We start from the raw sequence: 24019 nt of genomic DNA, 5'->3' as shown, positions 1-24019 counted from the left end.
TTCGCGTTTCATATCTCTGTCACACTTCCTGTCATCAGCAGATCAAAAAACCGATCTGGCGCGCACCGGCAGAATTATCTCTTTTCTCGTCGGCTCTTTTCCTTATACTCCGCCGGGCAAACCGTTTGGCGCGGAGCAACCGCGCACAACACTCATACCGCGATAAAAAGACCGTAATATGCTAAATAATCTTCTTCGACCGCTGGGTGCGCTGTTCTCAGGAAGCCTGGTAAAACAAATCATGATCGGCCTGATTGCCGGCGTGGCGCTGGCGTGGCTTTCACGCGATGCCGCGCTGGCCGTGGGCCTGCTGGGTGAACTGTTCGTGCGCGCGCTGAAAGCCGTGGCACCGCTGCTGGTACTGGTGCTGGTGATCTCTTCCATTGCCAACCATCAGCAGGGGCAAAAAACCAATATTCGCCCGATCATCATGCTGTACCTGCTCAGTACCTTCTTCGCGGCGGTGGTCGCGGTGATTTTCAGCCATCTGTTCCCGCAGACGCTGTCGATGGACGTCGGCGCGACCGAAATTACCCCGCCGTCCGGCATCACCGAAGTACTGCACGGCCTGCTGATGAGCATGGTCGCTAATCCGATTGAAGCGCTGATGAACGCCAACTACATTGGCATTCTGGTGTGGGCGATTGGTCTTGGCCTGGCGTTTCGTCATGCCAGCCCGAGCAGCAAAGCCTTCCTGAATGACGCGTCGAATGCCGCGACCTGGGTGGTGCGCTGTGTGATTCGCTGCGCGCCGCTGGGCATTTTTGGTTTGGTGGCATCGATTCTGGCCTCAACCGGCTTCGGCGCGCTGTGGCAATATGCCCACCTGCTGACGTTGCTGATTGGCTGCATGCTGATTATGGCGCTGGTGGTCAACCCGATGCTGGTGTTTCAGAAAATCCGCCGCAATCCTTATCCGCTGGTGTTTACCTGCCTGCGCGAAAGCGGCGTAACGGCATTCTTTACCCGCAGCTCGGCCGCGAATATTCCGGTCAACATGGCGCTGGCCAAACGCCTGAATCTGGATGAAGACACCTATTCGGTATCGATTCCGCTGGGCGCGACCATCAGCATGGCGGGCGCGTCAATCACCATTACCGTACTGACGCTGGCTGCGGTGCACACGCTGGGTATTGCCGTGGACGTGCCCACCGCTATTCTGCTGAGCCTTGTCGCCTCGCTGTGTGCCTGTGGCGCGTCCGGCGTGGCGGGCGGTTCACTGCTGCTGATTCCGGTTGCCTGCAACATGTTTGGCATTCCTAACGATCTGGCGATGCAGGTGGTTGCGGTCGGTTTTATCATCGGCGTACTGCAGGATTCCGCCGAAACCGCACTCAACTCCTCGACCGACATTCTGTTTACCGCCGCCGTATGTCAGGCGGAAGCGGAACGTCAGCCGCGTACCGCCGGTTAACCCGTGCCGCGGCACCCACCGGTGCCGCGCTTTAACCGCTGCCGCTTTAAAGCGTCACGCCACTCTTAAAGATTGCCAGCTCGCGGAAATCATTAGCTTCATTGCGCGCCGGCTGGCCGTTCGCAATCGCCACAATAGTCTCAACAAACTCCGCCAGCAGCGTCTCCATGCTGGTACCCTCCAGCAGTCGTCCGGCATTGAAATCAATCCAGTGCGGCTTTTTCTCCGCCAGCGGCGTGTTGGTGGCGATTTTCACGGTGGGCACGAAGCCGCCGTACGGCGTGCCGCGCCCGGTGGTAAACAGCACCATATGGCAGCCGGCTCCGGCCAGCGCGCTGGTGGCGACCGCATCGTTACCGGGCGCGCTGAGCAAATTGAGCCCCGGCGTGCGCAGCCGCTCACCGTATTTCAGCACATCCACCACCTGACTCTGCCCGGCTTTTTGCGTACAGCCCAGCGACTTCTCCTCCAGCGTGGTGATGCCGCCCGCCTTGTTGCCCGGCGATGGATTTTCATAAATCGGCTGCTGATGATCGATAAAGTAGCGCTTGAAGTCGTTAATCATCGCCACCGTTTTGTCGAAAATCGCCGCATCATGGCAGCGGCTCATCAGGATGCGCTCGGCACCAAACATCTCCGGCACTTCGGTCAGCACCGTGGTGCCGCCGTTGGCGATCATCTGGTCAGAGAAACAGCCGAGCAGCGGATTGGCGGTGATGCCGGAAAAGCCGTCCGAGCCACCGCATTCGAGACCAAACTTCAGCTCGCTCAGTTTGCCCGGCTGGCGACGGTCGTGACGCATCACGTTGTACAGCGCATGCAACCGCTGCAGGCCGGCTTCCACTTCATCATCCTGCTGCTGACACTCCATAAACTGCACACGTTCGCTGTCAAAGCTGCCCAGCGTGTCGCGAAAGATATCGACCTGATTGTTTTCGCAGCCGAGTCCAATCACCAGCACCGCGCCGGCATTGGGATGACGCACCATATTTTGCAGCATGGTGCGGGTATTTTCGTGATCCTGCCCCAGCTGTGAACAGCCGAAGGGATGGCTGAACAGGTGCACGCCGTCGATGCCGGCCGCGTCGTCACTCTCCCGGAGGAAGCGTGACACAATCTGCCGGGCGATGCCGTTCACGCAGCCGACGGTCGGCAAAATCCACAGCTCGTTACGAATGCCAACCTCACCCGTGGCGCGACGATAGATCTGTACCTCACGATCCGCCGCCTGCGGTGGCAGCGTAAGGTGTTCCGGCTGATAGTGATAGTCATCGACATCGCTCAGATTGGTGCGCGCGTTGCTGGAGTGAATCAGCTCGCCGACGGCGATCGGCTGAGTGGCATGGGCAATCGGCAACCCATATTTAATCACCTGCTCGCCACTGTTGAGCGGTTGCAGCGCAAACTTGTGGCCGCGTCCGATATCCTGCTGCAGCGTAATCCGCTGTTCTGCGACGATAACCTCGGTGCCGGCCGCCAGATCCTGCAGCGCGACGGCGACGTTGTCGCGTGAATGTATTTTGATTGCCTGTTGCATCGCGTTATCTCAGTTGGCTAAGGGCCGTCCGCATGCCATGGACGAGAATGTTGTGCAGCTGCTGGCTGACCGCCGTAACCAGACCGGGCCGCTGGGTTAAATCTTCGCCCCAGTGCTGCGCGTCGCTCAGTACGTCGCTCACCAGCTGCTGCGGGGTGAGTTGATCGGTGAGGACCGCCGGCCACAGCCGGGCAAAACGCTGCAGCCAGTGCGCGTCATCCTGCAGCGGCCACTGCCGGTCATCCTGCTGGCCGCGATAAAACGCCAGCAGCGCGGCAAAGGCAAAGGTGAGGCGCGGCGGCCAGTCGCCACGCTGCTGCTGCGCCTGCAACAGCGCCGGCAGCAGGCGCGTACGGAATTTGGTCATGCCGTTGAGCGCAATCGCCAGCAGCGCATGGTGAATAAACGGATTGCGAAAGCGGCGTTGCACCGCATCCGCATAGGCGTGCAGCTCGGCGCGCGGCAAATCCAGCGTCGGGATCACCTCTTCGCGCAGCAGGGCGTCGACAAAAGCGGCCAGCTGCGCATCGTTCATTGCCTCGCCCACGCTCGCCAGCCCGGCCTGAAACGCTACCGGCACCAGCGCAGTGTGCGCCCCGTTGAGGAGCGCCACCTTCTGCGCTTTGTAGGGCGTGATGTCATCCACCCGCCTGACGGCTGGCGCCAGCGCCGTCAGCTGCAGCTCGTGCATCAGCGCATCTGGTCCCTGAAGCACCAGCTGGTAGTCGCGCTCCCCGGCCACCAGATAGCGGTCGTCATAGCCCAGTTGGGCTGCAATCTGTGCCCCATCCGGCGGATAGCCGCTGACAATGCGATCCACCAGCGTGTTGTAAAAGGCGCAGTGCTGCGCCACCCATTGCATAAAGGCCGCTGGCAGCTGCCACTGCTGGCAATAACGCAGCACTAGCGCGCGCAGCGTGTCGCCGTTATGGTCGATCAGCTCACACGGCACGATCAGCCAGCCTTTATCGGCGGCACCGGCAAAGTGCTGATAACGCGCCCACAAGAGCTGCGTCAGTTTGCCGGGAAACGACGACGCGGGTTGATCCTCCAGCCGATCCTGTTCGGCATACGCGATGCCGGCCTCGGTGGTGTTGGAGAACACAAAACGCATCTGCGGCGCGCGTGCCAGAGCCAGGAATTCATCGAACTGCTGATAAGGCTGGATTTCACGATTAAGGCTGCGGATCAGCCGGGTTTCGCTGAGCGGCTCCCCGGCGTCATTCAGCCCGCGCAGCAGCGTGGTGTAGAGGCCATCCTGCTGATTGAGCGTCTCCGTCTGCATCCGGTTGCGCGGTCGCACCACCACCACGCCGGCATCGGTGCCCTGATGTTCATTGAGCCAGTCGAGCTGCCAGTCGATAAAGGCACGTAAAAAGTTGCCTTCGCCGAACTGGATCACGCGTTCGCTATAGCGTGCGCCGGGGAAATCGCGGCGGTTGAGTCGCAACATGTCGCTTCCTTGAAGATGAAATCGGTCAGCTAATGCGCAAAAGTTATCATACCAATTTCAGCGACAGGGAGATTTGTTTGCCAACTGCGTCACATTATCCATCATTGCCATACGGCGAAAGCCGGCGTGCCTCTTATTTTCATCGACTTAAGCATATGTATATTCTATCAATTAAACATCAAACCTGAGCAGGCGCGCAGGTTCTTAACTTGCCAGATGGTATAACAGCTTCAGCGCTTTGCGACATCGCAGGGTAAGTGGTATAACAACTTACCGTCTTTCACAGAACCGAAAAATCATGGACCTGAACGAATCCCGCCGCCTCTACCAGCAACTCGCCAGCGAACTCAAGCAGCGCATCGAAGCGGGCAGTTATGCCGTGGGGGCAAAGTTACCGGCAGAGCGGATGATTGCGGAGGCGCACCAGGTGAGCCGCACCGTGGTACGGGAAGCGATCATCATGCTGGAGGTGGAAGGCTACGTCGAGGTGCGCAAAGGGTCCGGCATTCATGTGATCAGCGACCAGCCACAACCGCGCGACAGCGCCACCGATCAGCTGGAGTTTGCCAGCTATGGCCCCTTTGAACTGCTGCAGGCGCGCCAGCTGATTGAGAGCAATGTCGCCGAATTTGCCGCCACGCAGATCCGTCCACAGGACATCGTGGCGCTGCTGGCGATTCAGGAAAAAGCCCGGCAGGAAGATTACGCGCGCGACTCAACGTGGGATATGGAGTTTCACGTGCGCATTGCCCAGGCCACCCAAAACAGCGCGCTGGCCGCCATCGTAGAGAAAATGTGGCGGCACCGGCTGCATAATCCTTACTGGCTTAAGCTGCACGAGCACATTGACGCGCGCCATATCACCAGCTGGTGCGACGATCACGACCAGATTTTAAAAGCGCTGATGCGCAAAGATCCCGCCGCCAGCAAACTGGCGATGTGGCAGCATCTGGAAAATACTAAACAGATGCTGTTCGACGCCACCGCCGATGATTTCGAATTCAACGTCGACCGCTACATGTTCGCAGAAAATCCGGTGATCCTGCCCTGAAGCCGCAATGGCAGAAACGCTGCATTTTCAGGCTAAAAAGTCAGTTAATCTGCAATAGTGTCAGCTCGTGTAAAGCTCCTTTTGACCATCTGCGTCAAAAGGTAAAACTCCTGTGCGACCGCGACTTTACACTGTCTGAATCCCGCGATTTTTGTTACAGTTATCGCCCTTTTCTTACCCTTTGCGACAGGGCTATAAAAAGTCGCTGATTTAACAATCAATTCTGGATGGATCCGGAAATCCTGCTCAGGTGGCATACCTAAAATGTATAACTTAACCCGCCTGCGCCTAAGCCCCTCACGGGCACGTTTAACAATGATGTTCAGGAATGATTGATGGATATTTTGCAAGCATTGCTGCATGCCCTGTGGCAGCAGGATTACGAAATGCTCTCCGACCCCACGCTGGTGTGGGCGATTTATGGCGTGTTGTTCATGATTCTGTTTCTCGAAAATGGCCTGCTGCCCGCCGCGTTTCTGCCCGGTGATAGTCTGCTGATTCTGGTCGGCGTGCTGATCGCGAAAGGCACCATGAGCTTCCCGCTCACCCTGCTGGTGCTGACCACCGGCGCCAGCCTTGGCTGCTGGGTCAGTTACATTCAGGGCCGCTGGCTTGGCAATACGCCGACGGTGCAGAAATGGCTCTCCCATCTGCCCGCGCAGTATCATCAGCGCGCCCACAGTCTGTTCCATCGCCACGGCTTGTCTGCGCTGCTGATTGGCCGCTTTATCGCCTTTGTCCGTACCCTGCTGCCGACCATTGCCGGCCTTTCCGGCCTGAGCAATGCCCGCTTCCAGTTCTTTAACTGGATGAGTGGCTTCCTGTGGGTGCTGATTCTTACCGTGCTCGGCTTTGCGCTGGGGAAAACACCCATTTTCCGCCGCTATGAAGATGAGCTGATGTTCTGCCTGATGCTGTTGCCGCTGGTGCTACTGGTCATCGGTCTGGTGGGTTCACTGGTAGTGCTGTGGCGTAAACGTCAGGCGGGTCAGAACGGGAAGTCACAGTAATGACAGGGTTGCGTAATTTCCCCAGGCGTTTACTCCCCTGGCTGTGCGCTGGTGTGCTGGCGCTGCTGGCTATCGGCATTGTGCCCAAACTGATGCAGCATGAAACGGTGGTGAAGATCCGCGTGGCACACAGTGGCACCAATCTGCCGGACGGCTTTTATCTCTATCAGCAGCTTTCGGCGCAGGGCGTGCGGATTAAAAGTATTACCTCGGCAGGCGATGCGCTGGTCATTCATTTTGAGAATGAAGAGCAGAGCCTGGCCGCGCAGAAAGTACTGCGCCGCCTGCTGCCACAGGGCTTTGTCGTGGCGGCGGGTCCGCAGGCGTCACAGCAGGTGGTGGACGCTAATCGCCCCACCTATAGCTGATCCCCGCCGTCGGGTTCACCGCCCGGCGGCACCTCAATCCTCGCTATCCCCGCGTGTTTTTTGAATTTTTTCGTCTGCTGTCTATTCTTAAGTAAGCGCGAGCAGACGACAAGCTGGGATGCCCCTCCTGTCCGGTTTGCGACAGGTCGTCAACAATGGAAGGTAAAAACCTGATGAAACAACAACTACTGCTGGGTGCGATTCTTTTCTCTCTCTCGGGTTCACTGCTGGCAGCGGAATCGCTGTGTCAGCAAAAACAGCAGGATATTCAGCGCGAAATTGAGATGGCGAAACAGCACGACAACCAGCGCCGGGTCACCGGACTGGAACGCGCGCTGACTGAAGTCCGCGCCAACTGCACTGACGAGAAACTGAAATCCGCCCACGCTGAACGCATTGAAGCCCAGCAGCATAAAGTGGCTGAGCGCGAGCGCGAACTGCAGCATGATCGCCAGGAAGGCAAAGACCAGGAGAAGATCGGTAAGCGCGAACGGAAGCTGGAAGAGGCACGCCAGGAGCTGAAAAAGCTGCAGGCCGAGCCTTATTAATCGGACTTAAATAAATGATGTAATGGAGAACACCATGGCTAAAGACACCACATCTGAACATCTGCGTGCGGAACTGAAAAACCTTGCCGACACCCTGGAAGAAGTGCTGAGCAGCTCGGCTGATAAGTCGAAAAGCGAGCTGGATAAACTGCGTCACAAAGCACGCGGTGCCATTGAGAGTTCACGCGAGCGGCTGGGCGAATCCGGCGAACGCATCGCGCAGACCACGCGTGAAGCGGCGGAGAAAGCGGACGTCTACGTGCGTGAAAATCCGTGGCACGGCGTGGGTATCGGCGCAGCAGTCGGCGTGCTGATCGGCATCCTGATTTCACGTCGTTGATATGAGCGAGAATCAGAGCCACGGCCCAGGCAAAGGGGTCTTCAATGTAGGTCAGCGCGTGGTGACAACGCTGGTTGGCATGGTCGAGACACGCGTGCGGCTGGCCGTTGCCGAGCTGGAAGAGGAAAAAGCCAATCTGATCCAGATGCTGATCATGATAGGCCTGACCATGCTGTTTACCGCTTTCGGATTGATGAGCCTGATGGTGCTGATTATCTGGGCGGTGGATGCGCAGTACCGGCTGATGGCGATTGCCATCACCACCGGCGTGCTATTCGCGCTGGCGCTGATTTTTGGTTTGTGGACGTTGCGTAAATCCCGGCAGTCCACGCTGTTGCGCCATACGCGCAAAGAGCTGGACACCGATCGCACCTTACTCGAGGAGCATCGCTCATGAGTCAGCGTGAACGTGAAGCACGCATTCATGAATTGCTTAATCAGGTACAGCAGCAACGGCTGGATCTCAGCGCTGCGCGCCGCGACTGGCTGGAAAGCACCGCGCAGTACGATCGCGGCTGGCTGACGTTTCTCAGCCTGCGCCGCTATCTGGCGATTGGCAGCAGCGCGCTCGCCATCTGGTCGATCCGCAGCCCCAACCGCATCATGCGCTGGGCCAAACGCGGACTCGGCCTGTGGAGCACCTGGCGCATGATCAAATCGGCGATGCCGCCACGCTAACTTCCCCACTTTAAACCGGATCGAAAAGGTTCGGTTTTCCTCCTTCAGAATTCCTGAATAACATCGACAGTTTATCTCGCTTACAACTATTGCTGCGCGCGACTATCATCTCCCTCCATCAGCCCGACGAACTGTTTAACGCGGTTTAAAGGGAAAATAACCCCGCAGGCCAACAACCTGCGCCAAAAACCTTGTTGGAGTAAATGATGAAAAAATTCGAAGACTCAGGCCTGCTGCTGGCACGCGTATTAATGACCATCCTGTTTATTACTGCCGGCTGGGGCAAAATCACCGCCTATGCGGGCACCGCACAGTACATGCAGGCGATGGGCGTGCCCGGCTTCCTGCTGCCGCTGGTGATTCTGCTGGAACTGGGCGGCGGCCTGGCGATTCTGTTCGGCTTCCTGACGCGCTTCACCGCGCTGTTCACCGCCGGCTTCACGCTGCTGACCGCGTTCCTGTTCCACAGCAACTTTGCGGAAGGCGTTAACCAGCTGATGTTCATGAAAAACCTGTCCATCGCCGGTGGTTTCCTGGTGCTGGGTCTGGTGGGTCCGGGCGCCTACAGCATTGACCGCCTGATTCGTCAGCGCTTTATGCCAGCAACCGCACGCTAAGCACGCAAGCCGTGCAACAGCACATATACTGAATAGCAGGGGCGGGGATTTTCCTCGCCCCGTTTTTTTTATGGGGGGCTTATGGGACAACTGATTGACGGTGTCTGGCATGACACCTGGTACGATACGAAGTCAACCGGTGGCCGCTTCAAACGCACAGAAGCAGTCTGGCGTAACTGGATCACGGCAGACGGCAGCGCCGGGCCAACCGGGAAAGCCGGCTTTGCCGCCGAGCGCGATCGTTATCATTTATACGTTTCGCTGGCCTGCCCGTGGGCGCATCGCACCCTGCTGATGCGTCAGCTGAAGGGGTTAGAAGAGATGATTTCGGTATCAGTGGTGCACCCGCTGATGCTGGAGAACGGCTGGACCTTCGACGATGATTTCCCCGCCGCGACCGGCGATTCGCTGTATCAGAACGAATTCCTCTATCAGCTCTATCTGCATGCCGATCCGCAGTACAGCGGGCGCGTGACCGTGCCGGTGCTGTGGGATAAAAAGCAGCACACTATCGTCAGTAATGAATCCGCCGATATCATCCGTATGTTCAACAGCGCCTTCGACGCGCAGGGCGCTCGCGCCGGCGATTACTACCCGCCCGAGCTGCGTGACAAGATCGACGAACTCAACGGCTGGATTTATGACACCGTCAATAACGGCGTCTACAAAAGCGGATTTGCCACGTCACAGTCGGCTTATGATGAAGCCGTAACCGCGCTGTTCCATGCGCTGGCACGGCTGGAGCAGATTCTGGGTCAGCATCGCTATCTGACCGGCGATCGCCTCACCGAAGCCGATCTGCGCCTGTGGACCACGCTGGTGCGCTTTGACCCGGTCTACGTGACCCACTTTAAGTGCGATCGTCATCGCATCAGCGATTACCGTAACCTGAACGGCTTCCTGCGCGATATTTATCAGATGCCGGGCATTGCCGATACGGTAAACCTGCCGCACATCCGCCATCACTACTACTGCAGCCACAAGACCATCAATCCGAACGGCGTTATTTCGCTGGGACCGGCTTTTGACTGGGATGAGCCGCACGGCCGCGGTTAACGGCTGGCTTACACATGCCTGCCCTTCTCTCCCACCATTGGGAAAGGAAGGCAGGCAGTATTGCGCTGCCTCAGGCAAATTTGATCAACACCATCCCGGCCAGCAGCAGTGCCACGCCCAGCCAGCCGCGGGTGTTCAGGCGTTGTCCGAACAGGATCCAGCCTGCCGCTACGGTCGCCACCAGACCGAAACCGCCCCATAAAGCGTAGGCCACCGAGAGATCGATCCCCTTCACTGCCTGCGACAGGGCACTGAATGCCGCCAGGACAGCCACCAGCGATATCACGCCATACAGCGGACGGCGGAAGCCGTTGGCGTATTTCAGCGCGATGTTCGCCACAATTTCCAGCACGATGGCCAGTGCCAGCCAGGCCAGATGCACGACGTTAAGCGTGGTCATGACGCAGCTCCTTACGGCTGAATGTCCCTGCTTTGATCAGCGCGATACCCGCGATCAGCGTGATCAAACCCGCCGCCTTCATCACTGACAGCGCCTCGTCAAACAGCATCACGCTGAACAGGGTGATAAACAGAATACCGACGCCTTCCCACATGGCATAAGCCACGCCAAGGGCAATACGTTTAACGGCAAAGGTGAGGAAGATGTATGACAGGGCGATCATCAACAGCATAAAAATATAGCCGGCGCTGCCGCCATTGACGCTGGCCCATTTCATTGACACGGTGCCTGTAATTTCGGCAGCAATCGCTAACGCTAATAAAATCCAGTACAGCATGATTTCTCTCCTGTGAGAAATAAACGCCATCCACGCGCAAACAGCAGCGTGATAGCTGAAAAAGATAAAAAGCTAACAAGGAGAGAAAAAACTACAGCGCGAAGCGCCAGTGCCGATCGCTTAGTGAGCAGGAGAAAACGCAGGTGGGTGAAGAGGTTAATACGTAAAGTGTAACGAAATGGTTATCCATAATTTTACAACTTATCCACGTTGTTGCTTTTCCCGGTGTGGATGAAAAATTGTCCTCAGTAGTTGAACACGCGCCTATTCTGGCACAGGGAAAAGAATGTTTTTGCGGATTTGCGTTTCTTTACGCAGAGAAATGGGGGTTTTGTGCTGTTTTATCTGGCTACGTGCGGTTTTCTGCCCTCACCCTAACCCTCTCCCACGGGGAGAGGGAATAGTTAGGTGCGATTTTCTGGCTACGTGCGGTTTTCTGCCCTCACCCTAACCCTCTCCCACGGGGAGAGGGAATAGTTAAGTGTGGTGTTGGAGGCCGAATACTCAACTCATCCCACGCACAATCGGTCCCTTCTCCCGCTTGCGGGAGAAGGTTAGGATGAGGGGCAGCACGCACCCTCCCCCAAAAACAAGACGCCCGCAGATTCTCACCTGCGGGCGTCTTTATAAAAAAGTCGAAACTGACCGATAAGCCGGGTTCTGTCGTGGACAGTCATTCATCTAGGCCAGCAATCGCTCACTGGCTCAAGCAGCCTACCCGGGTTCAGTACGGGCCGTACCATGTGAACCCCTATTTGGCCTTGCTCCGGGTGGAGTTTACCGTGCCACGGACTGTTGCCAGCCGCGCGGTGCGCTCTTACCGCACCCTTTCACCCTTACCTGATCCCATTACTGGGCCATCGGCGGTTTGCTCTCTGTTGCACTGGTCGTAGGCTTGCGCCCCCCAGGCGTTACCTGGCACCCTGCCCTATGGAGCCCGGACTTTCCTCCCCTCTGCCCGTCTCCCCCGAAAGGGACGACGACAAAGCGGCGACTGTCTGGTCAGCTTCGGCGCGGGATAATAGGCGATCCGCCCGCGTTTGTCACGCCTCTTGCTGCTCCAGCGCATACTTGTACAGGGCGTTTTTCTTAACCCCATGAATTTCCGCCGTCAGCGCTGCCGCCTTTTTCAGCGGCAGCTCAGCCTGCAGCAGCGCCAGCGTGCGCAGCGCCTCTGCCGGCAGCGTCTCTTCATCCGCTTTATGGCCTTCGACAATCAGCACCATCTCGCCCTTGCGGCGATTCTCATCCGCCTGCACCCATGCCAGCAATTCACCCACCGGCGCACCGTACAATGACTCCCAGGTTTTGGTCAGCTCACGTGCCAGCACCACGTAGCGCGTCGCGCCCCATACGCTGACCATATCCTGTAGCGTATCCAGCACGCGATGGGTCGATTCGTAGAAAATCAGCGTGCGCGGCTCATCACTCAGGGCACGCAGCGCATCGCAACGCCCTTTACTTTTGGCCGGCAGAAACCCTTCGTAACAGAAACGATCGGACGGTAATCCCGCCGCGCTCAATGCTGTGATCGCCGCGCAGGCACCGGGCAACGGCACCACGCGCACCCCGGCCTCGCGGCAACGACGCACCAGATGGTAGCCCGGATCGTTGATTAACGGCGTGCCCGCATCGGAAACCAGCGCAATGCTCTGGCCCTCCTGCAGCTTCGCTAACAGCACGTCGGCCTTCTGCTGTTCGTTATGGTCGTGAAGTGCGAACAGTCGCGCATTGATGGCGAAATGTTGTAGCAACAGCCCGGTATGACGTGTATCTTCCGCAGCGACCAGATCGACGCTCGCAAGCACCGTCAGCGCACGCTGCGTGATATCACCCAGGTTACCGATCGGGGTAGGAACGATATAGAGCGTGCTGGCAGAAATCTCTGCCCGATCGAGTTGTTTCATTGTTTCATCCGAATTGCCGATTTAATATTGAGCATCTTGAAAAAAACATCACTGGATACAGTATGCTTCCTTCGAAAGTCGTACGTCATAAAGCAGGACGCCTGGTCCCTGTTTTGCTCGCGGGCCTGATTCTGGCCGCCTGTAGCGGCCAGGGACCGCAGCAAACCTCAAGCGTAAACGTGCAGGGTCCTGCCACGGGCCGCTCTGACTATTATCTGCAACAGGTGCAGCAAAGCAGCGATGATAGCAAGACCGACTGGCAATTACTTGCCATCCGTGCCCTGCTGAAGGAAGGAAAGTATCCGCAGGCGCAAAATCAGCTCGGCCAGCTGCCACAGCAGCTCTCTGACGTGCAACAGCAGGAACTGCTGCTGCTGCGCGCCCAGCTGCAAATTGCCCAGCAGGATTTCAACGGTGCTCAGCAGTTGCTGGGACAGATAAAAGCCGCTGACCTGTCGCAGGATCAGCAGGTGCGCTACTACGCGCTGCAGATTGCCGCTGCGCAAAATCGTCCGTCGCTCGCGCTGCTGCGCGCCTATATTGCTCAGGAACCGCTGCTGAAAGGCGCCGATCACCAGAGCAATATTGACGCCACCTGGCAGGCGCTGACCCAGCTTACCCAGGATCAGCTCAACAGCGTGGTGATCAACGCCGACGAAAATACGCTGCAGGGCTGGCTTGACCTGCTGAATACCTGGCACGCCAACAGCCAGGATGCCCAGATGCTGAAAGCCGCCATTAGCGACTGGCAGACGCGCTATCCGCAAAACCCCGGCGCGAAAACCCTGCCGACCCAGCTCAGCCAGGTGCAGAACTTCACTAAAGCCTCGACCAGCACAATCGCGCTGCTGCTGCCGCTTAATGGTCAGGCGCAGGTGTTCGCCAGTGCCATCCAGAAAGGCTTTAACGATGCGAAAAACGGTGTGCTGACTGCGCCGGCAGCCCCTGCCGCACCGGCCAGCAGCGATGCCAGCGCCTCCACGCAACAGCCCGCCAGCACGGCAACGCCAGCCAATGGCGATGCCAACGCGGTGGTCAGTCCGTCGGCCGCGGCCATCACGCCGTCAGACAGCGCACAGCCGCAGCAGCCCGCCGCACAGCCAGCCGTCGCGCAGCCTGCCAGCAGCGCCCAGGTGAAAGTGTATGACACCAGCAGCCACCCGATTGCTCAGGTGATGCAGCAGGCGCAGCAGGATGGTGCCACCCTGGTGGTTGGTCCGCTGCTGAAAAATAACGTGGAACAGGTCGCCAACAGCCAGACACCGCTGAACGTGCTGGCGCTCAACGAACCAGAGCAGATCCAGAACCATCCGAATATTTGCTATTTTGCGCTTTCTCCTGAAGACGAAGCGCGCGATGCCGCGCACCATATCTGGGATCAGGGCAAACGCCAGCCGTTGCTGCTGATGCCGCGCAGCAGCTATGGCGACCGCGTGGGCAAAGCGTTTGCGCAGGAGTGGCAGAAGTTGGGCGGCACAACCGTGCTGCAGCAGCGTTTCGGCGGCGTGGGCGAGCTGAAACAGGGCATCAACAGCGGCGCCGGTATTGCACTGAGCGGCACGCCGCTGACGGTACAGCCGGACCAGCCGCAGGGCGTGGCGGTTGCCGGTCTGACGATTCCGGCACCGCAGACCAGCACTCCGGCACCTGAGAGCAGCAGCGGCAGCGTTGATGCGGTTTACATTATTGCCACTCAGGACGAACTGCAGCTGATCAAGCCGATGATTGCCATGCGCACCAGCAGCCGCAATAACATCGCCCTGTATGCCAGCTCGCGCAGCGCGCAGGCCGGTGCCGGTCCGGACTTCCGGCTGGAGATGGATGGCCTGCAGTTCAGCGATATTCCGCTGCTGTCCGGCGCCAATCCTGGCCTGATGCAGCAGGCGGCGCGCAGTTTCAACAACGACTATTCGCTGGTACGCCTCTATGCGATGGGCATTGATGCCTGGACGCTGGCGAACCAGTTTAACCAGATGCGTCAGGTACCGGGCTTCGCCATTGATGGCAATACCGGCAAGCTGAGCGCCGACACGGATTGCGTGATCAACAGGAAGTTGGCATGGAACCAGTATCGTCAGGGACAAATCGTTCCGGTGCAGTAAACCGCCAGCGCCTCGGCGCTGAGCAGGAGCAGCAGGCGCGTCGCTACCTTGAGCGCGCCGGACTGCAGTGGGAAGCCAGCAATGTGCGCTGCCGCAGCGGGGAAATCGACCTGATTATGCGCGACGCGGATTGCTGGGTGTTTGTTGAAGTGCGCTATCGGCGCGATGCACGTTTTGGCGGCGCGGCTGCCAGCGTGACGCGCCAGAAACAACAAAAGCTGCTGCGTACCGCTGCGCTGTGGTTGCTGGCACGCGGCGGCAGTTTTGATACGGTGAATTGCCGTTTTGACATCATCGCCATCACCGGGCGCGAACTGGTGTGGCTGGCCGATGCCTTTCGTGCGGATGGATAGAACCAGGTGGTCTTGTGCAGGACAGAATTAAAGCGTGTTTTACCGAAAGTATTCAGACGCAAATCGCCGCAGCCGAAGCGCTGCCAGATGCGATTTCCCGCGCCGCGATGACGCTGGTGCAGTCACTGCTGAACGGCAACAAAATCCTCAGCTGCGGTAACGGCGCCTCCGCGGCTAACGCCCAGCATTTTGCCGCCAGCATGATTAACCGTTTTGAGACCGAGCGTCCCAGCCTGCCGGCGCTGGCGCTGAGTGCGGACAATGTGATGCTGACGGCAATCGGTAACGACCGTCTGCACGACGAAATTTATGCCAAGCAGGTTCGTGCGCTTGGACAGGCCGGCGACGTTCTGCTGGCCATCTCCACCCGTGGCAACACCCGCGATATTGTTAAAGCGGTGGAAGCTGCGGTTACCCGCGATATGACTATCGTCGCGCTGACCGGCCATGACGGCGGTGAGCTGGCGGGCCTGCTCGGTCCGCACGATGTGGAAATTCGCATTCCGTCACATCGCAGCGCACGCATTCAGGAGATGCATATGCTGACGCTGAACTGCCTGTGCGATTTGATTGATAACACCTTGTTCCCACACCAGGAATGACTGAAGGAGCTCAAATGAAAGCATTGAACGCTATCGCCATTCTGTTAACCGCCATGCTGCTGCAGGGCTGCGTGGCGGTTGTCGCCGGCGGCGCTGCGGTCGCCACCAAAACCGCCACCGACCCGCGTACCGTGGGCACGCAGGTTGATGACGGCACGCTGGAGCTGCGCGTCACTAACGCGCTGGCAAAAGATGAGCAGATCAAAAATCAGGCGCGCGTGGTCGTGACCGCGTATCAGGGCAAAGTACTGCTGACCGGTCAGGCACCGTCAGCCGATCTCGCCAGCCGGGCGAAACAGATCGCCATGGGCGTTGATGGCGCGACAGAGGTGTATAACGAGATTCGCACCGGGCAGAAAGTGAGCCTTGGCACGTCTTCATCGGATACGTGGATCACCACCAAAATCCGCTCGCAGCTGCTGGGCAGCGATCAGGTGAAATCGTCCAACGTGAAAGTCACCACTGAGAACGGGGAAGTGTTCCTGCTGGGTCTGGTAACGCAGGAAGAAGCGAAGGCAGCAGCGGATATCGCCAGCCGTGTCAGCGGCGTGAAGCACGTCACCACCGCCTTTACCATTCTGAAATAATGCCACAGGCGGCCAGCAGGCCGCCTTTTTTATACCGGAATATCAATCACCAGCGCGCGCAGCGGCGTTTCCGCCTGCAGCGTAATCTGCGCCTCTTCACTGACAAACGCCCCATCACCACAGCGCAGCTGTTCCTGATGCGCACTGCTGGCCCGTACCTCAAGCGCACCGTGAATCGACTGTAAATAGGCGCGCGGTCCGTGCAGCGCCAGACTGTACTGCTCGCCCGGTGCCAGCGTGACCTGATGTACCCACACCTGCTGGCGCAGCTGCAAACTGCCGTCCGCGCCATCCGGTGACGCAATCAGCACATGGGTTTGCTGCGGCAGCGCGCGTTTTTGCAGCAGCGGATTTTCCCGTTCCGGACAGGCGGCCAGCCACAGCTGCATGCGCGTCAGTGGGCGATCCTTGCTGATATTGTGTTCGCTGTAATTGACGCCCTGGCGGGCCGACAGCAGCATCGCTTCGCCCTCGCGCGCCACCAGGTGATTGCCTTCGCTGTCGCGGTATTCGGCTTCACCCTGCAGCACCAGGTTGAGCACATCCACCTGCGGATAGGTGCGCGGCTGAAAAGCCGCACCAGGTGCCAGCACTTCCTGATTCAGCACGCGCAGCGAGGCGTAGCCCATCAGCTGGGGATCAAAATAGTGGCCAAATGAGAAGCTATAGCGCGCCTGCAACCAACCGAAATCGGCCTGGCCACATGCGGACGCGCAGCGGGTTGTCATCATGCTTTACCTCCGACGCACTGCGGTGAGAATCCACCACAGGCTTTATACGTCAATGGTAAAAGGCTGGACGCCGGATTGTTAGCCAGTTAATCTGCCTGGCATATTCAAATTTACTGACAGAGAGTCGGCATGGCTAAAGAGCGCGCGTTAACCCTGGAAGCTTTACGTGTGATGGATGCTATTGACCGTCGCGGCAGCTTCGCCGCTGCGGCCGACGAGCTGGGACGCGTGCCATCGGCGCTGAGCTACACCATGCAGAAGCTGGAAGAGGAGCTGGATGTGGTGCTGTTTGACCGCTCCGGCCATCGCACCAAATTCACCAACGTCGGGCGAATGCTGCTGGAACGCGGCCGCGTGCTGCTGGAAGCCGCCGATAAACTCACCACCGATGCCGAAGCGCTGGCGCGCGGCTGGGAAACCCATCTGACCATCGTGGCCGAAGCACTGATCCCGACCGAGCTGCTGTTCCCGCTGGTAGAGAAGCTGGCCGAAAAAGCCAATACGCAGATTTCGCTGGTCACCGAAGTGCTGGCGGGCGCGTGGGAGCGACTGGAACAGGGGCGCGCCGACATCGTGATCGCGCCGGATTTGCATTTTCGCGCCTCCACCGAAATCAACACGCGCAAGCTGTACAGCATTATGAGCGTGTATGTTGCCAGTCCGGATCACCCGATTCATCAGGAAGCCGAGCCGCTGTCCGAGGTCACGCGCGTTAAGTATCGCGGCATCGCCGTGGCGGACACCGCGCGCGAACGTCCGGTATTGACGGTGCAGCTGCTGGACAAACAGCAGCGCCTGACGGTAAGCAGCATGGATGATAAACGCCGCGCGCTGCTGGCCGGTCTCGGCGTAGCGACCATGCCCTATCCGATGGTAGAGAAAGATATCGCCGAAGGCCGCCTGCGCGTCGTCAGCGCCGAGTATACCCGTGAGGTGGATATTATTATGGCGTGGCGCCGCGATAGCATGGGTGAAGCCAAAGCCTGGTGCCTGCGTGAGATTCCGAAACTGCTGGCGAAACGCGGCTGATTGTGGGGGCTGGCGGCGTTTCGCCCTCACCCCAGCCCTCTCCCGCACGCGGGAGAGGGAGCCGTCCGAACGTGGTTTTAAGAGGGAATCTAAGAAGGAGTCGTCCGGGCGTGGTTTGAGGGCCAGAATTCAGTCAATCCACCGGGCGCTGAGGATCAGCGCCTGAACTCACACACCGCTGGATCGGTCCCCTCGCCCGCTTGCGGGAGAGGGTTAGGGTGAGGGACAAACCGCACCCATCCCCATCACAACCGGCTCAGACAATCCATCGCCACCGCTTTAAAGCTGACGAAATCAGCGCAGTCGCGCAGTCTTGTCACCGCCCTTTCGCGCAGGAAGGTGACAAACAGATCGTAAATCGCCATCGCCTCTTCGTATTCGCTCTTACTGATCGCCAGCAGAAAAATTACCGAAGCCGTCTCATCGCCCCAGCTCACGCCGTGCGGTGCCAGCACGGTATAAACCACGGTTTTTTTAGCCAGTAATCCCAGCGAGTGTGGTAGCGCAATCCCTTCGCCCAGCATGGTACTGACAATCGCTTCACGCTCTTCAACCGAAGGATAAAAATCAGCATCGACATAGCCCTCCGCTTCGAGCCGATCGCACAGCAGGCGGAACAGCGCCGACTGGCTCATTGGCCGGTCGAGCACCATGAAATGCTGCGCGTCGAAGTACTTCTCCAGCATGTAAGGCCGGGTGCGATCCACCAGCACCAGCTTGCCGAGCTGTTCCAGCTGAAACTCCGTAGGGAACGGCGACATCATCACTACCGGCTTGTTCTTCTCGCTGAGCCGCGCGGTTGAAATAACAAAATCTTCATCAATGTGCGCACGCACTTCGTAGTCGCGCTGCGACAGCCGCGCCGTCACCACCAGCTGCGGATATTTGCGCAGCAGCAGCGCCTCGATCATGCGCAGCGTGGAGTTGCCGCTGTCGCAGACCAGCAACACCTGCGGGTGTCGCTGGTAGCCGACATCGTAATGTCGCTCCAGCCCGACGCCGATGTGCAGTACCAGAAAGCCAATCTCGTTTTCGCTGATGGTATACGGCGTGTATTTGCCCCAGCTGGTGACGGCCGCCAGCGTTACATCGTAGGCCATCGGATAGTGCTGCTTGATGTTACTCAGCAGCGGATTAGGGATGTGGATCTGATAGCGCACGCGGGTGATCATGGTTTTGATGTGCGTGAGCAGATCGGCGCGCAGCTGCTCATCCTGCTGCAGCCGGTAGTTGTAATGGGTGTTGATGTAGTTAAGCAGGTAATCCACCAGCGCATCCGCGTCATCGGCGTTGATGGTGCTGGGGGCCAGCGCCTGAATCTGCCGCGCCGCAATGTTAACGCGCAGCCAGTTCTCTTCGGCCTGCGAGATGCCTTTACCCACCAGCGGACGCATCAGATTAACCAGATCGTGCGCCGCCTCGCGTATCTCCTCGCCGACATCCTCCGCGCCGGGATCGCTGAGTGGGAAGCCTTCGCTGATGCGGCGCACCGCCACCGCGCAGTAAATCAGCAGATAGCGCTCGCCTTCATCGCTCAGCCGGATGGCATGCTGCGTGAAGCACTGCGCCAGCAGCGGCTGCAGCTGCGCCAGCATGCCGCTGTGCAGCGCCTCGACCGTCAGCAGCGGACTGTCCGGCGTCTGCTGGTCGATTTGCCACAGCAGATCGGTCAGGCAGGTGCGAATCGCCGCCTCGCTGCCAAACAGTTTCATACCGTAGCGCGGCTTGGTTTCGATGTTGAGATGATAGCGGCCCAGCCACTCGCGCACTTCCGCCATATCGCTCTGCAGCGTGGCGCGGCTGACGAACCACTCTTCCGACAGATCTTCCAGCTTGAGCGAATACGCGGCGGTGAGAAAGCGGCTCAGCAAATAGCGCACCCGATCCTGCGAGGTGCGCGGCACCCGCAGCGGTGCCGCACTCTCCTGCTGCAGGCGGCCGAAGCGCACCGCGTCGTCGATTTTTAGCTGATAGCCCGCGCCGCGCGCCAGCACGAACTGAGCGCCGTGCTGTTCCAGCAGCGCATTGAGCGCGGTGATGTCGGTGCGCACCGTGCGCGTTGAAACGGAAAAACGCCGCGCCAGCTCATCCTGTGGCAGCGTTTCGCTTTGCAGCGCCGCGAAGAGTTGAGCTAAACGCTGATTGGGAAATCTCACGGAGCCTCACCTGTTACTCATTTGTTACAGCAGTTTCTTGCACGTTGCCAGAAGCTGACGCACATCGTCAATGCGCGTGTCGCCGCTGACGCTATCAATAATTGAGCTGTAAACGTGCGGGATGACTTTACTGACCCCGGCCTCCAGAGCAATCCGCACAATCTCTTCGAAATTACTGAGATCGATACCGCCGGTCGGCTCCAGCCAGAAATCATGGCGCGCACAGGCGTCCGCCACCGCGCGATACTCCTCCACCGCGTTCAGGCCGCCCATCGGGAAATACTTCACCGAACTGCCGCCCATATCCTGCAGCATGGCGATCGCCGTGGCGATCGGCACAATGCCGTCCGCCGCCTGCGAACTGCGCGGACCGGTGGAGATTTTCACCTTGCCCGGCGTGCCGGTTGGTGAAACCAGACCGTTCACGATGGTGTGTGGCTGTCCGAGCAGCGCGCGGCTGGTGGCCACGCCGGTAAAGACCTGATTAACGTGCTGCGGCTGCAGTTCCGCCGAGATTTCACTGACCATCGCCGACTGATTCGGGTCGCCCGCACCCAGCCCGACCGACAGCGCATTATCAATCAGCGCCGCGTACTCGCGCATATCGGCAATCGCGGCCTCATTCGAGGCGTAGTTTTTCGACAGAACGCCGACCAGCACATGCCCTTCTGCCGCCTGCCAGATCGCCTGCGCATTCTGCTTTGAACCAGCCAGCACGTTGAGGCACAGACGGCCCTGATAGAAATTGGGGTTGAGATTCATGCGCGTTTTCCTCCGCTGAGCAGCGCCTGGATGCGGCTAAAGATAATGTGCAGCTGTTCCGCGCTGACGCTGCGCACATCCGCTTCGATAATGCCTTCGTTGGCTTTATAGCCGCGGAAATAGATGGCGATGTCGCCGTTTTTCAGCGCCTGCACCAGCTCGCCGGTTGGCCAGCCCGTCACCGCTTCATCAAATTTGATCTCAGCGCGGGCGATATCACGACCGGCGGCATCCCACACCACGCGTGCGCTGACGCCGTTCAGCGTGTTGAGGTTATCGATAAAGGGCGTCATCTTCGCCACCATGTCGGCACCGCTGGTTTTGCTCTGCAGCAGGTAGTTTTCAATCGCCTGAGTCAGACCGAGAATGCCCTCTTTGCCGACTTTCATCGCGCGGCCAATGCCGTTGCTCTGGCGTTTCACCCACTCGACGTACTGGCTGCGGCCAATCACCAGGCCGCTGGTTGGCCCTTCAATGGCTTTGGCACCGCTGTAGATCACCAGGTCGGCGCCCATCTGGTAATAGCACTGCAAATCCTCTTCGGCCGCCGCATCGACAATCAGCGGAATACCGTGTTTGCGCGCGACTACTGCCGCCTGTTCGACGCTGAGATGGCTTTTCTGCACACAGTGATGCGACTTGACGTACAGCAGCGCCGCGGTGGTCGGCGTGATGGCCGCCGCCAGCTGTTCTGGCGAGCACTCATTGCTGTAACCGGCCTCAATCAGGCGTCCGCCGCCCAGCGCCACCATGCTACCCACCGGCGCGCCGTAGTTCACGTTATGGCCTTTCGGCACCACAATGTCGTGCGGCACGCTGAGCGGCGCGGCGTGCAGGTTATTCAGCAACCAGTCGTTATCTTTGACGATCACCGCCGCTACGCACTGGGCAATACCGGCCGAGGCGCAGGACACCACCACCGCGTTTTCGACTTCCAGCAGGCGCGCGATGTAGGCACCGGTTTTGTTGACCAGATCTTTGATCTCAAAGTAGTGATTAAGGCCGTAGCTGACGGTATCCACCACGTCGGCGGACGGCGTCGACACGCCGAGAATGGTCATACGGCCGGAGGCGTTGATCACCTGTTTCAGGTCATATTTCTCATAAATCGAAGACATGATGCGCTTTCCCTTCCTCAGTCAGATGCCACTGGCCCGCGATCACCACGGCCAGCGGCAGCAAATGTTGCTCACCTGTGACCCGTTCGCCTTCAGCATCGACGAACGGGCTGGCTTCCTCTTTGACGGTAAAAATGGTCAGATCGGCGTCATAACCGGCGGTCAGATGACCTTTACCGGCCAGACGCAGACCCGCTGCGGCATTAACGGTGACGCAGGCGATCACCTGCGGCAGCGTCATGCCGATGGAGAAAAATTTCGACATCACGTGCGCCAGGCTGTGCACCGGGCCGTTGATGCGGTTGCGACAATAGATATCGGAGCTGATGGTGTCCGGCAGAATGCCCTGGGCAATCGCCTCGCGCGCCACCGCAAAACTGAAGCTGGCGCTGCCGTGGCCGATATCCAGCTTCACGCCGCGCGCGATCGCCTGCTTAACCGCCGCTTTCAGCTCGCCCTGCGGTGACAGAATGCGGTTCGGCTTGCCGTTGAAGCAGTGAGTGATGATGTCGCCGGAAGTGAGCAGCGTGGCGATCTCTTCCAGCACCGGCGGGTTGTTACCGATGTGCACCATCAGCGGCAGATTGCCCGCCGCCTGCTGAATGGCTTTGGCGCGCACCAGCGGCTGAATGCCGTTGTCGCCGACCACGCTGCTGCTCATGCGTGCCTTCAGGCCGACGATAAAGTCCGGGCGACGCTGTACCGCCTGCACCACCGCTTCGCCGTCGATCTGCGCCATGTCGGCCAGTTCGTTCTGCGTGACGATGCCGGTGCGCGAGATGTTGATCAGCGCGCGCACTTCGGTCTTCGCGCTGCGCGTCAGCTGATAAAAGTCGTCGATGTGATCGGCACCGGTGCTGCCCGCATCCACCACGGTGGTGACACCCTGCGCCACGCCAATCGCGTCGGCTTCGTCGTGGTAAATCGGTGATTTGGGATAGCAGTGTACGTGGCTGTCAATCCAGCCGGCGCTGACGTAGTAGCAGCCGCCGAGATCGCGCTCCTGTTGCGCGGCGCCGTCCACCTTACCGACCGCCGCGATTTTGCCGGCGTGAATCGCGATATCCACCAGCTGTTCATCACACAGACGCGCGCGGCGCAGAATCAGATCAAACATAAAACCCCCATTTACAGAGCGCACATGCCGTAGCGGCGCAATTTATTGCGCGATAAATCGCGCCGCTACGGGATTGTGCAGCCATTTCGCGCTTACAGCGAAACCGGGAAGATAGCGCCGAGCACCATGGCACCGAGAATTGCGCCGCCGGTAATTGGCTTGTTCCACAGGTAAAACAGCAGCGCACCGACCAGCGAACCGAGGCCGATCGGAATCGACGCCGCCATAGCAGACAGAATAATCAGTGGACCAAGGAAGCGACCGGAGGCATTCCCGGCGCCCATCATTACGTCCGCGCCGTAGGTGGAATCGCTCTGGTTGATGGTGAATTTACGCGCGAGGATAATCACGTAGCCAATCGCCACGCCAATCACCAGCCCGGTTGCCAGCGAGGCGGCAAAGTTCGCCACCGGAAACACGATACCGGCTCCAAGCAGCAGCGCTGGCACACCGAGGCCGACGCCGGTCTGAATCGCGCCGCCGATATCCAGAATCCCTACCAGCGAGCCTTCAATAATGCGGGCAAACAGGAAGCTGGCACCAAACGCCGCCACCGCGCCGTACACGCCGGTTTCCATGCCGGAGCGCAGCATCGAAACGAATGCCACTTCGTTAAAAGCACCGATGCCGTACAGGTAGTACATGTGCGTCCCGGCGAATACGCCGGAGGAGAGCAGGCCGACAAACAGCGGGAAAGACCAGTCGGCGTACCAGAACCCTTTGTTTTCGTTCTCGTTCATGCTGAA

At 58.9% G+C, this 24019-nt stretch carries 26 protein-coding genes and 1 other RNA gene; 15 read left to right on the top strand and 12 right to left on the bottom strand.

The features are described from left to right. Positions 1 to 178: 178 nt before the first annotated feature. Positions 179 to 1414 carry a serine/threonine transporter SstT gene (sstT, locus tag H7K56_RS15515; protein ID WP_031280144.1) on the top strand — a complete coding sequence of 412 codons (1236 nt, stop codon included), beginning with the start codon at positions 179 to 181 and terminating at the stop codon, positions 1412 to 1414. Between the two features lie 46 nt (positions 1415 to 1460). On the opposite strand, the gene H7K56_RS15510 is transcribed toward sstT, so the two are convergent. Together H7K56_RS15510 and H7K56_RS15505 are read right to left on the bottom strand one after the other, a co-directional pair. Continuing rightward, positions 1461 to 2951, bottom strand: a complete 1491-nt coding sequence (locus tag H7K56_RS15510) for a UxaA family hydrolase (protein WP_150360377.1) — start codon at positions 2949 to 2951, stop codon at positions 1461 to 1463. Between the two features lie 4 nt (positions 2952 to 2955). Next, complete coding sequence (locus tag H7K56_RS15505) at positions 2956 to 4404, bottom strand: tagaturonate reductase (protein WP_150360376.1); 1449 nt, start codon at positions 4402 to 4404, stop codon at positions 2956 to 2958. Between the two features lie 298 nt (positions 4405 to 4702). Here H7K56_RS15505 and exuR point away from each other — a divergent pair, with 298 nt between their 5' ends. The 9 genes from exuR (at position 4703) to H7K56_RS15460 (ending at position 10072) form a co-directional block, all read left to right on the top strand. Continuing rightward, complete coding sequence (exuR, locus tag H7K56_RS15500; RefSeq protein ID WP_150360375.1) at positions 4703 to 5455, top strand: transcriptional regulator ExuR; 753 nt, start codon at positions 4703 to 4705, stop codon at positions 5453 to 5455. 335 nt (positions 5456 to 5790) lie between these two features. Further along, the gene (locus H7K56_RS15495; RefSeq protein ID WP_021509705.1) at positions 5791 to 6465 is read left to right on the top strand and encodes a DedA family protein; all 675 of its coding nucleotides are present in this window, start codon (positions 5791 to 5793) and stop codon (positions 6463 to 6465) included. Beyond that, positions 6465 to 6833, top strand: a complete 369-nt coding sequence (gene mzrA, locus H7K56_RS15490; protein ID WP_031280145.1) for an EnvZ/OmpR regulon moderator MzrA — start codon at positions 6465 to 6467, stop codon at positions 6831 to 6833. Before H7K56_RS15495 ends, mzrA begins: the two co-directional genes overlap by 1 nt. Before the next feature lie 173 nt (positions 6834 to 7006). Beyond that, positions 7007 to 7381: a DUF1090 domain-containing protein gene (locus H7K56_RS15485; protein WP_150360374.1), complete on the top strand. Its 375-nt coding sequence runs from the start codon at positions 7007 to 7009 to the stop codon at positions 7379 to 7381. A 34-nt stretch (positions 7382 to 7415) separates the two neighbouring features. Beyond that, positions 7416 to 7721 carry an ElaB/YgaM/YqjD family protein gene (locus tag H7K56_RS15480; protein WP_021509708.1) on the top strand — a complete coding sequence of 102 codons (306 nt, stop codon included), beginning with the start codon at positions 7416 to 7418 and terminating at the stop codon, positions 7719 to 7721. A 1-nt stretch (position 7722) separates the two neighbouring features. Further along, positions 7723 to 8118 (top strand): phage holin family protein, encoded by a 396-nt coding sequence (locus H7K56_RS15475; RefSeq protein ID WP_021312955.1) that lies wholly within the window; start codon positions 7723 to 7725, stop codon positions 8116 to 8118. Next, on the top strand, positions 8115 to 8399 hold the full coding sequence (locus H7K56_RS15470; RefSeq protein WP_010618800.1) for a YqjK-like family protein: 285 nt from the start codon (positions 8115 to 8117) through the stop codon (positions 8397 to 8399). Before H7K56_RS15475 ends, H7K56_RS15470 begins: the two co-directional genes overlap by 4 nt. A 206-nt stretch (positions 8400 to 8605) precedes the next feature. Beyond that, positions 8606 to 9016: a DoxX family protein gene (locus H7K56_RS15465; protein ID WP_010618799.1), complete on the top strand. Its 411-nt coding sequence runs from the start codon at positions 8606 to 8608 to the stop codon at positions 9014 to 9016. An 81-nt stretch (positions 9017 to 9097) separates the two neighbouring features. Further along, the gene (locus H7K56_RS15460; RefSeq protein WP_150360373.1) at positions 9098 to 10072 is read left to right on the top strand and encodes a glutathione S-transferase family protein; all 975 of its coding nucleotides are present in this window, start codon (positions 9098 to 9100) and stop codon (positions 10070 to 10072) included. Positions 10073 to 10142: 70 nt separating this feature from the next. On the opposite strand, the gene mdtI is transcribed toward H7K56_RS15460, so the two are convergent. The 4 genes from mdtI to rsmI form a co-directional block, all read right to left on the bottom strand. Continuing rightward, positions 10143 to 10472 carry a multidrug/spermidine efflux SMR transporter subunit MdtI gene (gene mdtI / locus H7K56_RS15455; RefSeq protein WP_150360372.1) on the bottom strand — a complete coding sequence of 110 codons (330 nt, stop codon included), beginning with the start codon at positions 10470 to 10472 and terminating at the stop codon, positions 10143 to 10145. After that, positions 10459 to 10812 (bottom strand): multidrug/spermidine efflux SMR transporter subunit MdtJ, encoded by a 354-nt coding sequence (mdtJ, locus tag H7K56_RS15450; RefSeq protein WP_501673423.1) that lies wholly within the window; start codon positions 10810 to 10812, stop codon positions 10459 to 10461. The genes mdtI and mdtJ overlap by 14 nt, the downstream gene beginning before the upstream one ends. Positions 10813 to 11442: 630 nt before the next feature. Next, positions 11443 to 11819: RNase P RNA component class A (gene rnpB / locus H7K56_RS15445), an RNA gene on the bottom strand. Between the two features lie 33 nt (positions 11820 to 11852). After that, the gene (rsmI, locus tag H7K56_RS15440) at positions 11853 to 12716 is read right to left on the bottom strand and encodes a 16S rRNA (cytidine(1402)-2'-O)-methyltransferase (protein ID WP_127834631.1); all 864 of its coding nucleotides are present in this window, start codon (positions 12714 to 12716) and stop codon (positions 11853 to 11855) included. A gap of 62 nt (positions 12717 to 12778) precedes the next feature. Between rsmI and H7K56_RS15435 the strand changes: the two genes are divergently transcribed. The 4 genes from H7K56_RS15435 to dolP are packed head-to-tail and all read left to right on the top strand — an operon-like array spanning position 12779 to position 16360. Then, positions 12779 to 14818 (top strand): penicillin-binding protein activator, encoded by a 2040-nt coding sequence (locus tag H7K56_RS15435; RefSeq protein WP_150360371.1) that lies wholly within the window; start codon positions 12779 to 12781, stop codon positions 14816 to 14818. Continuing rightward, on the top strand, positions 14776 to 15171 hold the full coding sequence (locus H7K56_RS15430) for a YraN family protein (RefSeq protein WP_021509715.1): 396 nt from the start codon (positions 14776 to 14778) through the stop codon (positions 15169 to 15171). Before H7K56_RS15435 ends, H7K56_RS15430 begins: the two co-directional genes overlap by 43 nt. Before the next feature lie 14 nt (positions 15172 to 15185). Then, positions 15186 to 15773: a DnaA initiator-associating protein DiaA gene (gene diaA / locus H7K56_RS15425; protein WP_021509716.1), complete on the top strand. Its 588-nt coding sequence runs from the start codon at positions 15186 to 15188 to the stop codon at positions 15771 to 15773. Positions 15774 to 15787: 14 nt separating this feature from the next. Next, the gene (dolP, locus tag H7K56_RS15420; RefSeq protein WP_021509717.1) at positions 15788 to 16360 is read left to right on the top strand and encodes a division/outer membrane stress-associated lipid-binding lipoprotein; all 573 of its coding nucleotides are present in this window, start codon (positions 15788 to 15790) and stop codon (positions 16358 to 16360) included. Positions 16361 to 16389: 29 nt separating this feature from the next. Here dolP and H7K56_RS15415 read toward each other — a convergent pair whose 3' ends face one another. Next, entirely contained in the window at positions 16390 to 17091 is a 702-nt protein-coding gene (locus H7K56_RS15415; RefSeq protein ID WP_031280148.1) for a pirin family protein, read from the bottom strand. 129 nt (positions 17092 to 17220) lie between these two features. Between H7K56_RS15415 and H7K56_RS15410 the strand changes: the two genes are divergently transcribed. Next, a complete protein-coding gene (locus tag H7K56_RS15410) occupies positions 17221 to 18120 on the top strand; it encodes a LysR family transcriptional regulator (RefSeq protein ID WP_021509719.1) in 900 nt (299 codons plus the stop codon). Positions 18121 to 18365: 245 nt separating this feature from the next. Here the strand turns inward: H7K56_RS15410 and H7K56_RS15405 are convergent, their stop codons facing one another. From H7K56_RS15405 to H7K56_RS15385, 5 genes are all read right to left on the bottom strand, one after another. Further along, positions 18366 to 20276 (bottom strand): BglG family transcription antiterminator, encoded by a 1911-nt coding sequence (locus tag H7K56_RS15405; protein WP_021509720.1) that lies wholly within the window; start codon positions 20274 to 20276, stop codon positions 18366 to 18368. Between the two features lie 24 nt (positions 20277 to 20300). Next, positions 20301 to 21038 carry a 2-dehydro-3-deoxy-phosphogluconate aldolase gene (gene dagF, locus H7K56_RS15400; RefSeq protein WP_132464118.1) on the bottom strand — a complete coding sequence of 246 codons (738 nt, stop codon included), beginning with the start codon at positions 21036 to 21038 and terminating at the stop codon, positions 20301 to 20303. Then, positions 21035 to 22156, bottom strand: a complete 1122-nt coding sequence (locus tag H7K56_RS15395; RefSeq protein WP_150360370.1) for a DgaE family pyridoxal phosphate-dependent ammonia lyase — start codon at positions 22154 to 22156, stop codon at positions 21035 to 21037. The genes dagF and H7K56_RS15395 overlap by 4 nt, the downstream gene beginning before the upstream one ends. Then, entirely contained in the window at positions 22140 to 23273 is a 1134-nt protein-coding gene (locus tag H7K56_RS15390) for an amidohydrolase/deacetylase family metallohydrolase (RefSeq protein WP_150360369.1), read from the bottom strand. The genes H7K56_RS15395 and H7K56_RS15390 overlap by 17 nt, the downstream gene beginning before the upstream one ends. 92 nt (positions 23274 to 23365) lie before the next feature. After that, positions 23366 to 24013, bottom strand: a complete 648-nt coding sequence (locus H7K56_RS15385) for a DUF4310 family protein (protein WP_021509724.1) — start codon at positions 24011 to 24013, stop codon at positions 23366 to 23368. Positions 24014 to 24019 lie beyond the last annotated feature (6 nt).

Source organism: Pantoea dispersa, from assembly GCF_014155765.1.
In the GTDB taxonomy this organism is placed as follows: domain Bacteria; phylum Pseudomonadota; class Gammaproteobacteria; order Enterobacterales; family Enterobacteriaceae; genus Pantoea; species Pantoea dispersa.
This window is presented reverse-complemented; position numbering and strand designations above follow the sequence as displayed.

Bases quoted from the DNA above. Each gene is read 5' to 3' on its own strand.
- sstT (WP_031280144.1), top strand. From the start codon at position 179: ATGCTAAATAATCTTCTTCGACCGCTGGGTGCGCTGTTCTCAGGAAGC.
- H7K56_RS15510 (WP_150360377.1), bottom strand. From the start codon at position 2,951: ATGCAACAGGCAATCAAAATACATTCACGCGACAACGTCGCCGTCGCG.
- H7K56_RS15505 (WP_150360376.1), bottom strand. From the start codon at position 4,404: ATGTTGCGACTCAACCGCCGCGATTTCCCCGGCGCACGCTATAGCGAA.
- exuR (WP_150360375.1), top strand. From the start codon at position 4,703: ATGGACCTGAACGAATCCCGCCGCCTCTACCAGCAACTCGCCAGCGAA.
- H7K56_RS15495 (WP_021509705.1), top strand. From the start codon at position 5,791: ATGGATATTTTGCAAGCATTGCTGCATGCCCTGTGGCAGCAGGATTAC.
- mzrA (WP_031280145.1), top strand. From the start codon at position 6,465: ATGACAGGGTTGCGTAATTTCCCCAGGCGTTTACTCCCCTGGCTGTGC.
- H7K56_RS15485 (WP_150360374.1), top strand. From the start codon at position 7,007: ATGAAACAACAACTACTGCTGGGTGCGATTCTTTTCTCTCTCTCGGGT.
- H7K56_RS15480 (WP_021509708.1), top strand. From the start codon at position 7,416: ATGGCTAAAGACACCACATCTGAACATCTGCGTGCGGAACTGAAAAAC.
- H7K56_RS15475 (WP_021312955.1), top strand. From the start codon at position 7,723: ATGAGCGAGAATCAGAGCCACGGCCCAGGCAAAGGGGTCTTCAATGTA.
- H7K56_RS15470 (WP_010618800.1), top strand. From the start codon at position 8,115: ATGAGTCAGCGTGAACGTGAAGCACGCATTCATGAATTGCTTAATCAG.
- H7K56_RS15465 (WP_010618799.1), top strand. From the start codon at position 8,606: ATGAAAAAATTCGAAGACTCAGGCCTGCTGCTGGCACGCGTATTAATG.
- H7K56_RS15460 (WP_150360373.1), top strand. From the start codon at position 9,098: ATGGGACAACTGATTGACGGTGTCTGGCATGACACCTGGTACGATACG.
- mdtI (WP_150360372.1), bottom strand. From the start codon at position 10,472: ATGACCACGCTTAACGTCGTGCATCTGGCCTGGCTGGCACTGGCCATC.
- rsmI (WP_127834631.1), bottom strand. From the start codon at position 12,716: ATGAAACAACTCGATCGGGCAGAGATTTCTGCCAGCACGCTCTATATC.
- H7K56_RS15435 (WP_150360371.1), top strand. From the start codon at position 12,779: ATGCTTCCTTCGAAAGTCGTACGTCATAAAGCAGGACGCCTGGTCCCT.
- H7K56_RS15430 (WP_021509715.1), top strand. From the start codon at position 14,776: ATGGAACCAGTATCGTCAGGGACAAATCGTTCCGGTGCAGTAAACCGC.
- dolP (WP_021509717.1), top strand. From the start codon at position 15,788: ATGAAAGCATTGAACGCTATCGCCATTCTGTTAACCGCCATGCTGCTG.
- H7K56_RS15415 (WP_031280148.1), bottom strand. From the start codon at position 17,091: ATGATGACAACCCGCTGCGCGTCCGCATGTGGCCAGGCCGATTTCGGT.
- H7K56_RS15410 (WP_021509719.1), top strand. From the start codon at position 17,221: ATGGCTAAAGAGCGCGCGTTAACCCTGGAAGCTTTACGTGTGATGGAT.
- dagF (WP_132464118.1), bottom strand. From the start codon at position 21,038: ATGAATCTCAACCCCAATTTCTATCAGGGCCGTCTGTGCCTCAACGTG.
- H7K56_RS15395 (WP_150360370.1), bottom strand. From the start codon at position 22,156: ATGTCTTCGATTTATGAGAAATATGACCTGAAACAGGTGATCAACGCC.
- H7K56_RS15390 (WP_150360369.1), bottom strand. From the start codon at position 23,273: ATGTTTGATCTGATTCTGCGCCGCGCGCGTCTGTGTGATGAACAGCTG.
- H7K56_RS15385 (WP_021509724.1), bottom strand. From the start codon at position 24,013: ATGAACGAGAACGAAAACAAAGGGTTCTGGTACGCCGACTGGTCTTTC.